Annotated in this window: 11 protein-coding genes and 1 pseudogene; 4 read left to right on the forward strand and 8 right to left on the reverse strand. The window is 34.4% G+C overall.

Translation table 11 applies throughout. The features are described from left to right. Positions 1–64: 64 nt before the first annotated feature. From rimM to OOT12_RS00710, 3 genes are read left to right on the forward strand one after another with little or no spacing between them, the layout of a single operon-like run. The gene (gene rimM / locus OOT12_RS00700) at positions 65–565 is read left to right on the forward strand and encodes a ribosome maturation factor RimM (protein ID WP_264375077.1); all 501 of its coding nucleotides are present in this window, start codon (positions 65–67) and stop codon (positions 563–565) included. A 59-nt stretch (positions 566–624) separates the two neighbouring features. After that, positions 625–1,191: an elongation factor P gene (efp, locus tag OOT12_RS00705; protein ID WP_010403241.1), complete on the forward strand. Its 567-nt coding sequence runs from the start codon at positions 625–627 to the stop codon at positions 1,189–1,191. Beyond that, a complete protein-coding gene (locus OOT12_RS00710; RefSeq protein ID WP_007302192.1) occupies positions 1,192–1,884 on the forward strand; it encodes an inositol monophosphatase family protein in 693 nt (230 codons plus the stop codon). It begins immediately after the preceding gene. 321 nt (positions 1,885–2,205) lie between these two features. Here OOT12_RS00710 and hemA read toward each other — a convergent pair whose 3' ends face one another. The 8 genes from hemA to OOT12_RS00750 form a co-directional block, all read right to left on the reverse strand. Next, the gene (hemA, locus tag OOT12_RS00715; RefSeq protein WP_264375076.1) at positions 2,206–3,402 is read right to left on the reverse strand and encodes a 5-aminolevulinate synthase; all 1,197 of its coding nucleotides are present in this window, start codon (positions 3,400–3,402) and stop codon (positions 2,206–2,208) included. A gap of 64 nt (positions 3,403–3,466) precedes the next feature. Further along, positions 3,467–5,296, reverse strand: a complete 1,830-nt coding sequence (locus OOT12_RS00720) for an ankyrin repeat domain-containing protein (RefSeq protein WP_264375075.1) — start codon at positions 5,294–5,296, stop codon at positions 3,467–3,469. A 149-nt stretch (positions 5,297–5,445) separates the two neighbouring features. Further along, positions 5,446–7,788: an ankyrin repeat domain-containing protein gene (locus tag OOT12_RS00725; protein ID WP_264685294.1), complete on the reverse strand. Its 2,343-nt coding sequence runs from the start codon at positions 7,786–7,788 to the stop codon at positions 5,446–5,448. Positions 7,789–7,917: 129 nt separating this feature from the next. Further along, positions 7,918–8,598: a hypothetical protein gene (locus tag OOT12_RS00730; protein ID WP_264685295.1), complete on the reverse strand. Its 681-nt coding sequence runs from the start codon at positions 8,596–8,598 to the stop codon at positions 7,918–7,920. A gap of 38 nt (positions 8,599–8,636) precedes the next feature. After that, positions 8,637–10,541, reverse strand: coding sequence for a molecular chaperone HtpG (gene htpG, locus OOT12_RS00735; RefSeq protein ID WP_264685296.1), 1,905 nt, complete (start codon positions 10,539–10,541; stop codon positions 8,637–8,639). Between the two features lie 150 nt (positions 10,542–10,691). Next, complete coding sequence (locus tag OOT12_RS00740) at positions 10,692–11,894, reverse strand: KAP family P-loop NTPase fold protein (protein ID WP_264375073.1); 1,203 nt, start codon at positions 11,892–11,894, stop codon at positions 10,692–10,694. 3 nt (positions 11,895–11,897) lie between these two features. After that, complete coding sequence (gene recR, locus OOT12_RS00745) at positions 11,898–12,497, reverse strand: recombination mediator RecR (protein WP_264375250.1); 600 nt, start codon at positions 12,495–12,497, stop codon at positions 11,898–11,900. 133 nt (positions 12,498–12,630) lie between these two features. Beyond that, positions 12,631–14,022, reverse strand: coding sequence for an ankyrin repeat domain-containing protein (locus OOT12_RS00750; RefSeq protein ID WP_264375072.1), 1,392 nt, complete (start codon positions 14,020–14,022; stop codon positions 12,631–12,633). Between the two features lie 662 nt (positions 14,023–14,684). Here OOT12_RS00750 and OOT12_RS07425 point away from each other — a divergent pair. After that, positions 14,685–15,594 (forward strand): annotated as a pseudogene (locus OOT12_RS07425) (transposase). The last annotated feature ends 56 nt before the right edge of the window (positions 15,595–15,650 follow it).

Genomic DNA, 15,650 nt, shown 5'->3' on the forward strand with positions numbered 1-15,650 from the left:
GTATGTTAATTCAGTAAATTGTCAATTCTATGGACAAAAAGCTGATTTCAACTATCATATTAATATGAATATATGCCTCGGAATAATTACTTCTCCCCATGGAATCAAAGGAGCTGTCAAAATAAAAACCTTTACTGAAAAGCCCGAAAATATTTTCCTATATGGTGAACTAATAATCGGAAGTGAAAATTATAAAATAAGCTTGGTGTCTGTTGTCAGTAATAATTTAGTAATAGCAACAATTAGCGGTGTGAATTCCCGTAATGAAGCAGAGCTTTTAAGAAATAAAAAGTTATATATAGAAAGAGATAAGCTACCACAGTTAAATGATGAGGATGAATTTTACCAAGATGATCTTGTGAATATGGAAGTAAGACTAGAGAGTAATGAATTATATGGCTATGTGAAGTCTGTGAATAATTTCGGCTCGGGGGATATATTAGAAATTTTGGTTATCAGCACAAAAAAAAACATTATGCTATCTTTCACTAAAGAAACATTTCCACATATAAATATAAAGGAAAGGTATATAGTAATCAACATGCCAGAATTCATTGGCCAATAAAAATTTTGATATTTGTATAAAGTTATTTATAATAATCAGACCAAATTAAAAGTGTAATTATGGCAGAAAGGGCTAATGATATCAGGCCAGGTCAGGTACTAGAACATAACGGTGGTTTATTTTCGGTTATAAGTATTATGCATACTCAACCTGGTAAGGGTGGTGCATATATACAAGCTGAAATGAAAAATATCCAAACAGGAGCAAAGTACTATGAGAGGTTTCGCTCTGATGCAACAATCAGAAGGGCAATTTTAGATGAAGAGGAATATGTTTATCTCTTTACTGAAGGGAATATCGTAAATCTTATGCATCCAAGTAGTTACGAGCAGATTGTTATAAATTTAGACTTATTAGGGGAAAAGAAGGCTTATTTGCAAGATAATATGAAAATTAAAGTAGTAACTTATCAAGATAAAATAATTTCTGCACATGTGCCTGATCACGTTACACTAACTGTAAAAGGAACAGAGTCTGTTATCAAAGGGCAGACTGTTACTGCTTCTTATAAGCCTGCAATTTTGGAAAACGGAATACGTGTTAACGTGCCTCAATTTATAAAAGAAGGGGATAAAATTGTAGTACATACTCCTGATAACAGCTATTACGAAAGAGTAAAAGAGTAAATGGCCATTTCATCACCACGAATCAATGTGATGCTTGATTCTGTACGCAGTGCCTCCAAGCAGCTTATACGTGATTTTAATGAATTGCAAATTTCAAGCGTTAAGTCAGCAGACTTTATCAATAAAACTTATTCAAAATCCAAGCAACTTATATACGATTGCTTGAAGAACTACAACCAGAACTATGACTTTATTTTTGAAGACGATGTGGGCCAAGATCTAAAAGACGGCGGTTATACTTGGTTTATTATGCCTATAGAAGGCAAGGAAAACCTTTTTAGTTGTATGGTTTATTTTGCAGTATCAGTTTGTCTCATTCATAAAAACAGAGTTGTAGCAGCTGTGATTGATGCTCCAGCCCTTAGAGAAACTTTCTGGGCAGAGGAAAAGAAAGGAGCTTTTCTTGAAGATTTCAAATCTCGCCATGTAAAAATGCGGATGAAAGCTCGTGAAGGGGGAATAATAGACATAAGTGGTAATTTGTTAAATAAATTACCACTTGACAATAATAATCTACGCTCCCTTGGCTCAACGGTACTAGGTTTTGCATATCTTGCTGCCGGAAGATACAATGGAATAATTTACTCTGGAATTAATAAATATAAAACTTCACTCGGTAGGCTTTTTCTGCAAGAAAGCGGTGGGAGATTAAGGGAAGATAACGCGCTTGTCATTGCTGGAGATATAAACTAAAGTTCATTCAAAAGAGCAAAAGTCACGTAGTGAAAATAATAAATGGTCTTACCTACCCCTCATTGCAGCAGGGTGGCAAAATAAGATAGACGAGAAAAGACAACTATAGGAACAAATAGGTGTCATTCCAGCACGTGACACTAGAATCCAGATTGTTTAGACTGGATCCTATGGTCAAGCCATAGGATGACAAAAGAGTAAACTTTACCTGTGTGAGCTATAGATCCCAGTGTTAGCTACTTTCATGACAAGAAATAAAGCACTGATTTTGTACATTAACCATGCTTTTAAATAGATACCTTATTCTTGGCAACTTTAAACTCAACAACAGACACAAACAGACAATTTCTCAAAAACTTTTACAAGAGATTTTGTTAAATGCTCTATCATTTCATTTGTATGGTAAGGCGTAGGAGTAATACGGAAGCGCTCAGTCCCCTTTGAAACTGTTGGGTAATTTATATGTTGTACATATATTCCATACTCATCAAATAACAATTTTGATGCTTTTTTGGACAACTCAGGATCGCCAATTATGATTGGAATTATATGAGTTTCTGTTTGCATAAAATTCACTCCTGCATTTCTCAGTGAGTCTTTTACCTTTTCAACAGCTTGTTTTTGCTTCTCTCTTTCAATACTGCTTGATTTTAAATGCTCAACGCTCGCCTTTGCTGCTGCTGCTAAAACGGGCGACATAGCAGTAGTAAAAATAAATCCTGGAGCGGAACTTCTTATTACATCTACCAAGTTCTTTGAAGATGCTATATACCCACCCATCACTCCAAAAGCCTTTGATAATGTGCCCTGAATAACAGTTATTCTATCCATTAAGCCTTCTCTTTCTGCAATTCCGCCACCGCGCGTTCCATACATGCCAACTGCGTGTACCTCATCTAAATAGGTAATTGCATTATACTGATCTGCTAGATCACATATCGCTTCAAGCGGTGCTACATCACCATCCATTGAGTATACAGATTCAAGTGCTATTATTTTCGGTGTTTTTATATCTATAGTCCTTAGCAACTGCTCTAAGTGATCAATGTCATTATGCCTAAATATATGTTTTGGTCTTTTTCCTGACTTTATACCTTCTATCATTGAAGAGTGATTTTTCTCATCTGAAAAAATTACCACACCCGGAATAACAGACGACAAAGTGCTAAGCGTAGTTTGGTTGGCAAGGTAGCCACAAGCAAAAGTTAAAGCAGCTTCTTTTTGATGCAAGTCAGCCAAAGACTTCTCGAGCTCAACAACTTCCTTTGTTGTACCTGATATATTTCTTGTTCCTCCAGCACCAACAGATGAATTTTGAATAGCAGCAATGACACTATCGTTTTGTGACATTCCCAGATAATTATTACTGCACCAGACAATAACCTCTCTATTTCTTTCATAATCCATAATATAGGGAAGTTTGCCAGGTAATGACGCAAAATGCGTAAATTCACGATAGCGCCCTTCTTCTTTTATATCTTTGATTTTATTTAAGAATATTTTTTCGTAGTCTACCAAGTTCTTATCTATTAATAATCAATACAATTATAATAAATTATTAAATGATAGACTACTATATTTATTACTTAGACTGACATTCTTCTGTCTGCATAACCTTTTTGACCTGATTATCCTCAACTAAGCTTTTAGGCCTATAGCAGTACGTAATTGTAGCTGCAATAAGACAACAAACTGCAACTGCTATTCCTATTGCTAACATTTCCAAGTAAACTGCAACAGCTGCTCCTAAGGCAATACCAGTTATTGCAAGCGCAGAAGCAGCTACGACATACTTTTTTGTGTTTTGTGGATTATTCTTTGAATTGCTTGGTACGGTTGCTGAATAGCCTAAAGATGACATAAATTCCAAAAATCCCTTATTTCCTCGTCTTTTTGCCATATCTAAAGAGCTTTCTTTCAAAGGAGTATCTAATGGTGTATTAATAATTGGATTATTTTCTAAATACGGGCTTGCACCATTGTCTAGTAGCAATTTTGCAGATTTTTTATGCTCTTCATTTATTTCTCGATTATAAGCTATAACATGTAGCGCAGTACCAATACTGTCACTTTGCATATTAACATACCTTTTTTTATCTTCTGCTGCACTTATTAAAATAGCAACTATATCAGGACGGCCATTATCAGCAGCGATATGCAATGCAGTTTCACCATTATTATCCTGTAAATAAAGATCTGCCTTTTTTTGTAAAAGTAATTCCACCATTGCCGAATTACCTTCTGCAGAAGCGTACATCAAAGGAGTAAAGTTATGCCGATCTTTAGCATCAACTGTTGCGCCACGATCTATTAGCAATTCCGCAACATCTAAATGTCCATCGTACGCTGCTTCATGTAAAGGAGTTACTCTGCTGCCTGTACTGCTCACTGAGTTAACATTTGCACCGCTATCGAGTAAAAGCTTCACAAAATCTTTATGACCATTTCTAGCAGCTAAATGAAGTGCAGTGTCACCACCTACTTTTGTTTTTGATTTAATCTCAATATTTGCACCACATTCTAGTAAACGCCTACCAAGCTCAACATTACCTTCTTGTGCTGCAACGTGTAAATGAATAAATCCATCATTATCATAATCTGTGAAACGTTCATTAATATCGTCTAGTAAACTTTCCCTACCAGCTTTTAATTCCTCAGGAATGATAAGTGTTACTTTACCATTTTCATACTCTACTTCACCGTTATGAAATTTAAGTGTGAATCTAAGTAAACTGTCTAATTCACATATCTCCTTCTCTGGCTCATCAGGATTGCGTGCCACCATTGATGACTTATAGTTAATGCGTACATAATTCTCATCAGAACAATCGATGCACATAATCTTCTTGTCAGAATCGCTAGAAAGTACCTGATATTTTATTAATATACTATATATTCGGATAGCAAGGAAAGCCATATACCCCGCTTGATTACAACTTGTTGTTAATTCCTCTATGAGGGAATCATTCGGAACCTCTGCTTTAGCATGTTCAAACATTTTTGTAAAAACATGTTTTGCGATTTGGCGTTGGTCATTTTGATTACATTTATCACGAAGCTGGCTAACGAAATTCTTGTCTATAACTTGACCATTAATTACAAAATCCATCCTGGGTAGGTCTTGATAAGCTGTGTTACCAGACTTTACATCTTCATTATTCTCATTTGCCTTTACTTGACCCAGCAGAGATTGTGTTAGCTGAAATTCTAACGTAGTTACTGCACTAGATTTAGTATCAGAATTATTAACGCCAGATTCCTCTTGACTTTCATTACCTGAATCCTCAGAACGACGGCGCTCTTTTTCCTCTCGTTCTAAAATTTCAAACCCTTCTTCAGTTCCCGAATCCCTAGAATCTGATTTCTTTAAAATTTTGTTTGATTCCTGTGATACAAAATCTGAACCTAACATGTTTTTCCTCCTAATTAGTAGCTAAGCTAAGTGTAGCATTAAATGGCAATTTTGTCAACTTAGCAAGCATCTCTTCGTAGTCTACCAAGTTTTTATCTATTAATAATCAATATAATTATAATAAATTATTAAATAATAGACTACTATATTTAGTATACAGACCTTTCCTTGAACACAATCTCTGCAGGCTCACCATTCTCAATTAAGCTTTTAGGTCTACAGCAGTATGTAACTGTAGCTGCAATAAGACAACAAGCTGCAACTGCTATTCCTACCGCTAACATTTCCAAGTAAAATGCAACAGCCACCCCTGAAACAATACCGGCTATCGCAAGCGTAGAAGCAGCTACAACATACTTCTTTGTATTTTGTGGATTTTTTTTGAGGCCACTTTTGCTGCTTTGCTCATTAATTCTTGGCAATTCTGTTTTTGGCTGTCCATTTCCGTTAGCAACTTGTTCTACATGCTCAGTAGGTTGATTAACGTTAATATCATTATTAACATCTTCAATTTCAATCGAAAGGAATTCATCTTCATCATCACTTGTTAATTCTTCTCTTAAAGTACAAGGAACAGAATTACTAGAAACAGTACCATTAGCTGTTGCTTCAGCTTCCACTGTGTCAATTACAGATATTCTTGTTTCATGACCTTCTTCACTAATTTTTTCAAATGGAGAATTACTATTAGAGTCTGAGGAAGTTCCGGCAGAGCAATCACTTTTATTACCTTCAAGGTTAGAAAAATCATCCTCCTCAGAACTCAGTGATGGTGAGCTTTCTTTAGACTCTACCAAAGGAGCTTCTTGGCTACTTGCAGTAGCTTCTACATCATTGCCTACTGATAATTGCTCGAACTCGTTTTTAAGAAATGCTATTATTTGTGCAAGATCCTCTTTCTGATTACCCTCTCCCAAACTTGTCATCTTGTCATTTGCTTGACCTAAGAGCTTCTGTAAAGTGGATTTATATACACTATCATCTACTTTTCTTAATAAATCCATCACATCAGCAAGATCAATGCTACTGACAGCACTAGATAATTTTTCTTCTATATTTTTAGGCATTTTACCCTCCTCACAATTATTACCTATAGCTTCTTCTATTGAAGCCTCTTCATTATTCATAATATTCTCTACTTTATCAACAACGTTTCTTTGCGGCTGTTGATTATCAATATTTTTGGATTCTGGATCTTTTTTAATATTTAAATGCAAAGGTGTTTTATCATCTAAACCTTCAAGAAATTTTGTGATTTTTGATTCACTAGAAGATTTTTCCCTGTTTTCTTCCTTTACCAAATATAAACTTTTCGTTCCTACCAGATCTAAAGCTGTTTTGCCATCTCTATCTTGAATGTTCCAATCAGCTCCCTTGTTTACAAGTAATTTTACTATTTCAAATTTATCATGGTAAGCAGCCCTATGTAAAGCTGTTCTGCCATGCCTCTCATCTTGAATATCAATCTCAGCGCCATTTCCAATAAGCAAGCCCATTAATTCTAAATTATCACGTGCTACAGCATAATGCAAAGGTGCAATTCCAGAATTATCTATACTATTAATATCAACAACTTTACGATTAACAATTACCTCTGCCGCTTTACTTTCAGGAGCTAAGTGTATAGCATAGTGCAAAAGTTTAGATGAAAAAATAATTCTACCTTCAGCCTCAGTATTCTTAAACCTATTTAGTATCACTTCCACGCATTTCTGATTACCAACAAAAGATGCCCTTTCAAGTTTTTTACATATATCATCCAAAAACATAGTATGATTCGGCTTATCCAAATGCTCTAATAAAAACTTAATATAGCATTGTCCACCAACACCAATAAGTAGCCTATCGAGCTCTTCATCTTGCGTAAATAATATACTTTTATGCGTTTCTGCATATCTTTCCACAAGCGTATCATTAGCTGCAATGGCTAGTAGTGAAAGCTCTTTTACTGAATAATTATAATAACCATTTGTTTCATCATAGCTATTATTCAACAGCACATTGTGCATATGATCAGTCAAATTAAGCTGTTGAGAGCAAAAATCCTTCAAATTACCACAATTCAAATCAGTAATAAATCTATCGCTTTCCTCTATATTATTTATAGTTTTATCTAAACCTGCGTAATCACCATAATTTTTTGCTTTATTTATAACGTCTATTAATCCATCAAAGGTTAAATTTTTAGGGATAATGGTAAATTCTTCTTCATTATGCCTTGGTTCTATATTAACCTGATCTTGAGGCCAAAATAACTCTGTTGCTACAACTGCTGTAACTTCTGCAACACCTACCAATACATTCGCAACATTACCTAAAATGCCTGGATCAGTAACTACTTTGTTTGCTACTTCACTACTATCAGATGAACTCTCAGTAATAGACAAGTCTTCAGCAGCAAATGACTTAGGTCCTTCATTCATATTTTTCTCAAGAGTCTCTGTAATTCTATTATCCTCATCTTCGAAATGCCTATTTATTTCATCTAACAAACTTTTGCCATCAACTTTGTAATTCTCTAATTGTTCAGGAATAGCAAGTGTTACTTTGCCGTTTTCATACTCTACCTTACTATCTCGAAACTTAAGGGTGAACTCTAAAATAGCATCAACCCTGCATATTTACTTATTTGTATCAAGTTCTCTAACAGGCATACTTGGACAATACTGAATATTGAGAGAACCTTGGCTATTATATACAATACTTATCTTTCTATCGTTGGCATGAGGCAAGCTTAGTTTATGCTTAGAGAATATAGGAGAGAGCTGCATTAACAAAGAGCCATCATACCCAGCCTGATTGCAATTAGTAATTAACTCTTCTAATATATTGTCATTTGGAGTTTCTGCCTTAGCATATTTAAACATTTCTGTGAAAACTTGCTTAGCAAACAGGCGGTAATTTGCATTTTCACTCGAAATTAAGTGATTGTGCTGGCAATATGACTCGTGAACATACGCTTTGCTTATTGTTTGCCCATTAATTACAAAATCCATTCTTTCCAAATCAAGTTGTGCTTGCTTGCCAGAATTTGCATTCCTATTATTCTCACCTGCCTTTACTTGACTTAGCAAAGATTGTGTTAGCTGAAATTCCAATTCAATTGCTCTGTTAGTATTTTGTCCTTCCTCAACCTCTGAACAATTGCCTGAATCTCCAGAATGACGATGCTCCTTAATTTCTTCTTGTTCTAAAACTTCAAATTCTTCTTCAGCACCTGAATCTCTGGAATGGCGACGCTCCCTTTCTTCTGCAGTATTTACTGCTGGCGGCATGAGCCCACCAAGTAAATTCCACCCCATGTTTTACCCCCTGACCATTAGCTAAGTTAACTATAGCATTAAACAGAAATTTTGCCAAGCAAATTATTGAGTCTTTTAGCAAACAGACTTACGTCTTCCATCTCTTCACCTTCCACTATACAAGCTTGATAGAACAATAAGTAAATCATATCTCCAAGTGTTGGATTTTCACCATTTTCAGCGTGAGATTCCATTATGTTTCTTATCAAAGGATGCTTAATGTTAATTTCAAGTACTTTTGGCGTGCGGTAATTTAGCTGCTTCTGTTCACGTAAAAAACGCTCCATACGGAGATCCATAGTTCCTTCATCAACTGCTAGACACACAGGACTATCGGTTAATTTCTTAGAGATCTTTACACTTTTTACTAAGCTTCCAAGAACCTTGGTGAAGTATTCGAGTATAGAATCCGCGTTTTCTTCGCTTTTGTTTTCATCTGATTTATTTTCTTCATCTTTCTTACCTTCTTCTGAAGAGAATTTTTCTAAATCAACATCAGCACGAGTTACAGATTTAAATTTTTGATCTTTATATTCATGAATTACGCTAGTCCAGAAATCATCAACTGGATCAACAAATAGAAGCACCTCCAATCCTTTGCTGACGAATCCTTCAAGTTGTGGACTGTTTTTTACTGAATCGAGACTATTTCCTGTGAGATAGTAGATATGTTCCTGTTCAGGCTTCATTCTGCTTATATAATCATCAATACTAACTAGCTTATCATCACTGGTGCTATGAAATCTGCAAATGGAAAGCAATGCTTCTCTTTCATCAGTTGGCATAGCTTCGCAAAGACCTTCTTTTAACACCGCACCAAAATTGCCCCAGAATTTTGTGTATTCCTCTAAATTATCTTTTGCTTTTTTGCCGAGCTCTGATACCGCGCGTTTAGTTAGGGATTTCCTAATCTGCTCAACAACGCGATTATTCTGCAGTGTTTCTCTGCTGATGTTAAGAGGCAAATCTGGTGAATCAACCACACCTTTCAAGAAACGCAGGTATTGTGGTATAATTTGTACATTATCTTCAGTAATAAATACTTTATTGACATATAACTTTACAGAGCAGCGTCTATCTGGATGAAACAAATCATAAGGCTTGATAGAAGGAATATAAAGCAAATTCGTATATTCTATTGCACCTTCATTTTTATTATGCAGTATCATCCAAGGCTCACCACCTACATGCGCAACACCGCGGAAGAAGTCGTTGTGCTCTTCTTGAGTAACGTCATTTTTTGGCTTAGTCCAAATTGCAGCTTTGCTGTTTAATTTTTCACTTTTTCCCTCTTCATTTACAAACTCAACGGGAAAATTTATGTGGTCAGAGTAAGTAGTAACAATGTTTTCAATACGGAATTTGTCTAAAAATTCGCTTTCTTCAGGACGCATGATGAGCGTAATTTTTGTGCCACGAGAGATTTGACCATCTAATTTGCTGATTGAATACTCTCCATCTCCTTTAGATTTCCACACCCAAGACTCTTCTTCTCCGGCTTTCCTTGATTCTACTATAACTTCTGAAGCAACCATGAAGCTTGAATAAAAACCAACACCAAACTTTCCAATCAGCTCTACAGCTTGGCTCGAATCTTTATTATTCTTAATTGCATCCAAGAATTTTTGCGTACCAGAACTTGCAATCGTGCCAAGATTATCTATTAAATCTTGCCTGTTCATGCCAATTCCATTGTCGGTTATATACAGCTCATTCTTATCTTTATTGGAGCTAATAGTAATCTTCAACTCATCACTTGAATCTAATAAATCAGCATTTAATTGTGATTCATAGCGCAATTTATCACATGCATCTGATGCATTTGATATTAACTCACGCAAGAAAATATCCTTATTAGTATAAAGTGAATGAATTACTATATTTATTACTTTGCCTACTTCAGCGTCAAATTTTAAACTTTCAGTTTCTTGTATGTTGTGCATTTTGAGCTCCATTATTAGCCTGCTATTCTAATAATTTAAGTATTGCACAGCGATCTTTCAAGGTCATATATGCTAAAATTTATGTGAGCCAATTTGTCATGCAAGCTGAAATGATAAGAAGAGGGTTCTGTTCCACAATTCTCTTTATTCTTAGAATAAGATATCTCTTATTTGCTTCAAAGATTTGTGAGTCTTTGATTCTTTTTCTTTAAAAGTAGTCTCAAGAGAAGTTTTAAGCTTTTCCCATTCTTCCTGACCGTTTAGAATCAAAGCGCTCTCAATCTTCTCCAGTGCTTTTTGAGGTGATGAATATAATTCCTCATACAAATTAGTGTTTACTGACTGTAGTATTACTAAAAATGTAAATAAATTCGGATCAATTTTCGTATAACATAGCTTTATTTTCTTTACGCAGTATTCTATTGCCTGCAATGATAATGAGAAGCTTTCTGCATAAAATATAAAGCTATCTATAATTAAGCTCTTTGATTTTTTCGGCAATTCAATATTTTGAAACAGCTTTCTTGTAAATTTCTCTATTGGCTGTTTTGGCAAATGCAAAGAGAGATCAGTAAAAGATTTTAGGCTGAAATTTGGTCCAAGTATTGTGCTGATTGCTCTTTGCACGTTACTTTTATCTTGACTAACAGAGATAATGAAAACCAGTCCCTCGACATCAAGCATGTACTTTATGGATTCTAAAAAATCGACAATGAATTTAGGACGGCATATATCAAGATTATCGACCATTATATAAATGTTTTTACCTTTTCTGATTTTGTTAACCACATCTGCTAGTTGTATCTTAAAGTCTCTAATGTTCTCTTTTCTCCTTTGGAGAAGATTTAATTCACCCAAGACAAAACCAATGTCTTTCTTATCAGCCTCTTTTGCAGCATCGAGAAATACTGAAAGCATAGCAAGTGGAGATTTACTGATCAGCTTTCCTAATGTATTGAGAGAAAATAGTTCTTGGTTTATGTTTTTGAACTGCTGTATAACACTCCTTTTTACTTTGTATGATGCGAATAGATCCTCAAACAAGAAATGCAAAAAAGAAGGCAATGGTTGATCTAGCGCACTAATATCCCATGCGCTGTAATAAGCTGCAATTTCATTTTGCTGCTCTAGATCCTTTACCCATTCTTTCAAAAAAAATGTCTTACCCCACTTATCATATCCTTCTAAGGATACGATTGAAAAAGACTGATCAATTGTCTTAATTATATTACTAAATCTACTTGCAACTTGCTTATAGCCTAAGCAATCACCTTCCCAAGTTGTTACCTTGGGTAGATGTTCCGTTTCTTTTTTTCTGAAGGTTATTAGGGATGTAAGTTTTTTTAAGCACATACCTTACTTTATATTTAACTCATACTCTTGTCTTGACGTCAGCGCTATCTTCAGCGTCCCTTCATCTAGGTAGTCAATTTCTCCACCTATCGGTATACCGCAAGCAAGGCGCGATATTTTTACATTCAAATTCTTTAGCAATTCAATTATATATTGCGCAGTAACTTGGCCTTCTAATGTCGGATTGATTGCAATAATGACCTCTTCAATTTTAAATTCTGTAACTCTTTTGGGAATGTTATCAAGATTCAGTTCTTTTGGACCTATGCCATTTATTGCTGATAGCCTTCCACCCAAAACATGATACATACCTGAATATATATTCCCTTTTTCAAATGCCCATAGATCACCCAATTCTTCTACTACACACATTAACTTGGTGTCACGCTTTGGGTTAGTACAAATAGAACACGGCGATTTAGTATCTAGGTTTCCACAAATTTTGCACTCTATTATAAGATCCGCTAGCTCTCTAATCAAAGATGCAAGTGGTAGCATGACTCTCTCTTTGTTCTGGAGCAAATGTATAACTAACCTTCGTGATGATGATGGACCTAAACTTGGCAATTTAGAAAAAGCATGAACTAAATTCTTTATATTAATGTTCATTTAACAAATTCAGGATATAGTTTATAAAATGATAACATCAAACCTTTCGTAAAGAAAGCTTAGTTTGATTGGCTATGAAAAAGATTTCCCACTTTTTTTTAGAACTGTCTTGAAAAAATTAATGTAATCACAATCTACTGTAACCTAACTCTGATTCAGGTATAACTGAAATTATCTCACACATTTGCGTAGTTACTACGGTACTTCCTTTTTGAAAATGACGTAATTTATTTTTCAACATATTTCTTTCTTCCACATAACTGTCCGATTCTTTATTCAAACTAGAATTTTTTTCTTCATACTTGGAAAGTATTGTATCGATCAAATAATTAAAAAATAATATTAGACCTGTAGTGTTGGAGAGCAATTCAAGAGAATAATATAACATATCTTCACTCACTTCTTCATTTATTATGTCATGAGAATTTTTATACATTCTAAAACAAGAGCCGAAGGCTGCTAAGCATACGCAAGTAAGTTTTGTTTTGTTTAGGACGCACTTAATTCGCGCTAGTTTTTTATTATTATCTTCTAATTTTATACGCAACTCACTAATTTTACTACTATAGTGCTTAATAAACAATTCTATTGCCTCTTTGTTATTAGCATAATTATATGCTTTGTAAGATTCCTTATCCATAAATTCAGTATCTATATCTCTTGATTTTAGAAGCTCTTTGATTACTTCATTCTTGCCAAGAAGCACAGCTTCGTGTAGAGGTGTGTACTCACTTTCAACATCTTTCCTTCTGTTAATATGTTCACGAGTTAAGTAGTCGAAAAGAACTGAAACGCATTTTGAATTATTACCTTCAATAGCCAGAGTAATTACATCTCTTTCGTCTTTGTTCTTAGTATTAATAACTTTAGAAAGCGGCTTTTCATTCTCTTGCTTACGTTCAAAATATTTGTGCTTGTAAAACTCATTCGAACAGTATGGTTCCTTAAGAATAGACAAAAGCTTTTTTACAAAATCAGCACGATTTTTTTTTATGGCCAAATGTAAAGGTGTGTCCTGATTTTTCTTATCTTGCAACAATAAGGCATCATACAAACAGCCCTCTTTATATAGAGAATCAATCTCTTGGTCAAAATAGATATCTTCTTCTTCTCCTTCACAGATATTTAATAGCCGTGACCCTATACTTTCTGTAGTACTGTAATCAATTGCAGAGCTACGTTTCACTTTAGATTGATAAAGGTTTATGTTCATACTACCCCTGCCTTTAAACAACCCAGCTATACCTCTAAACAGTTCAGCTATACCTGATTCACTCCGAGTGGCACAAGGTGTTTCATCTGGAATGTTAATCTCAACATTTTCACTAGAAAAAAGTTCTAAAACATGCGAGCTGCTTCTTCTACTGGAAAAAGGCACATCGTTCTTTTTATCTTTAATCTCAGCACTCTTTGCATTCAAAGAATTTAGAGAGTGAGCTAAACAATCAAGATCTGTAGCATTTTTAGACTCAAGGTCTTCTGCTTGAAAATTTGCTGCAGTGTTTATTTCACCTTTCATATTTCTTTATTTTACAGGGGTTGCATTTCAGGTAGGGTATCTCATCTTTAAAATTTTTCAACTCTATTTAAATTTTTTTAAAATAGTTTTTGATAAAAATATTTATGACACTAACTTTTTGGTTCTCTTGTTAAACTTTTACAAGACAGAATTATTTTATAGCTAAAAAAATTACTTCCGCGTATTTTGAATCCAATTATAATTACAATTAGAGATATTTATTGAGCTCAAAAATCTATCTCCGTCTGCAGACCTTTTTATTAAACTCATAAAAAATGTATTCTTCAGTGTATACTTAATTTCTGTCATATGTGCGCTGCATTTTTTTCTAATCTTTTTTACAGGGGGATTTTATGTCCAGAATTCCAGATATTTGACCTTTACTTTAGCTAATAAAAACCAACTGGTACCTGCGGTTTTTATAGCTACGTTTCTCAAACAAGTTTCAAATGAATAGATTTCTTGCATAACTGGAATTCAAAAGTTGATGTCATTCTAGCGCGTGACGCTAGAATAAAGTCCTTTTGTGCAAAAAACGTTGTAAAGTGTTTACCAACTTAGTTGGATCCCAGTAGGCTTTGTTGCATCGCTCAAGTGAAAAGAACTGGCAGTTACTGACAAAATTCATTATAAAGCAGCCATTTAACTGTTGAAGAAAAAATATGCCACAGAAAATGAAAGTCAGTAACCAAAACGAATATAACAAATTCCTTGAAAAAAGGGGGAATATTTTTCGTTACATCGATGAAGCTATCGAAAATTGGTATGAAAATAGTCCAAAAATGCAGGGCGGCAACTATATTTATAGTGATAAAGTTGTGATTTTAGTGCATATAATCGTCAGTTTCTTTAGAATTGGTTTAAGAAAAACAGTCGGGTTTATAAAAGGGTATTTGCAACAAATAGGAAGAGATTTGCAGCTATTCACAAGCATCAAAAAAAACTTAATATTAAGATAAATGATTGCAGGATTGATAAAAGCAACATGGAAAATATTGAAATTATCATAGATAGCACAAATTTACAGTAACACTCCTGGCCACAGTAAGGAAAACAGTGCAGATAGAAAGTACCGAAGCTACGAGCAAGTAAGAAAGTTACATGTTATGTTAAGTGTGAATAGTAAAAAAGCTATAGCTGCAAGATACAGTAATGGCGTCTACTCTGACCACTTGCGATTTGCTTGAAGAAGTTAATTTTCAGCACAAAATAAAAGCATTATATGCAGATAGGGCATACGATAGGCAAAAACTTTATAAATTGTGTAAGAAATACGATATAAAGACAAAAGTTCTACCAAAAAAGGATGCAGCAGAACATTCAAAAATAGATTATATGTCTGACAGAAATGCTGCTATTAGGTTAATAAAATTATATGGACAAGATGGTGTAAAAGAGTGGAAAAAGGAAGCAATTTATGGAAAAAGATCTTACATAGAAGGATTTTTCTCAAGGTTGAAGCAAGTATTTGTTTAGGAATAAATCTGAGATAAATCGAGAAAAAGAACTAAATGCTATTTGCTCAACAAATTCACTGATATTGGTATGGCTAAATTTGAAATCATTACATAAATTTGTCGTAAACTATCACTGCTTAAGGTGCTATCCAACAAAGCCATCCTAGACTG

Source organism: Wolbachia endosymbiont (group B) of Parapoynx stratiotata, from assembly GCF_947250635.1.
In the GTDB taxonomy this organism is placed as follows: Bacteria; Pseudomonadota; Alphaproteobacteria; order Rickettsiales; family Anaplasmataceae; genus Wolbachia.

Coding starts and splice junctions, on each gene's coding strand:
- rimM (WP_264375077.1), top strand. CDS start 65: ATGAATATATGCCTCGGAATAATTACTTCTCCCCATGGAATCAAAGGA.
- efp (WP_010403241.1), top strand. CDS start 625: ATGGCAGAAAGGGCTAATGATATCAGGCCAGGTCAGGTACTAGAACAT.
- OOT12_RS00710 (WP_007302192.1), top strand. CDS start 1,192: ATGGCCATTTCATCACCACGAATCAATGTGATGCTTGATTCTGTACGC.
- OOT12_RS00720 (WP_264375075.1), bottom strand. CDS start 5,296: ATGTTAGGTTCAGATTTTGTATCACAGGAATCAAACAAAATTTTAAAG.
- OOT12_RS00730 (WP_264685295.1), bottom strand. CDS start 8,598: ATGGGGTGGAATTTACTTGGTGGGCTCATGCCGCCAGCAGTAAATACT.
- htpG (WP_264685296.1), bottom strand. CDS start 10,541: ATGCACAACATACAAGAAACTGAAAGTTTAAAATTTGACGCTGAAGTA.
- OOT12_RS00740 (WP_264375073.1), bottom strand. CDS start 11,894: ATGTGCTTAAAAAAACTTACATCCCTAATAACCTTCAGAAAAAAAGAA.
- OOT12_RS00750 (WP_264375072.1), bottom strand. CDS start 14,022: ATGAAAGGTGAAATAAACACTGCAGCAAATTTTCAAGCAGAAGACCTT.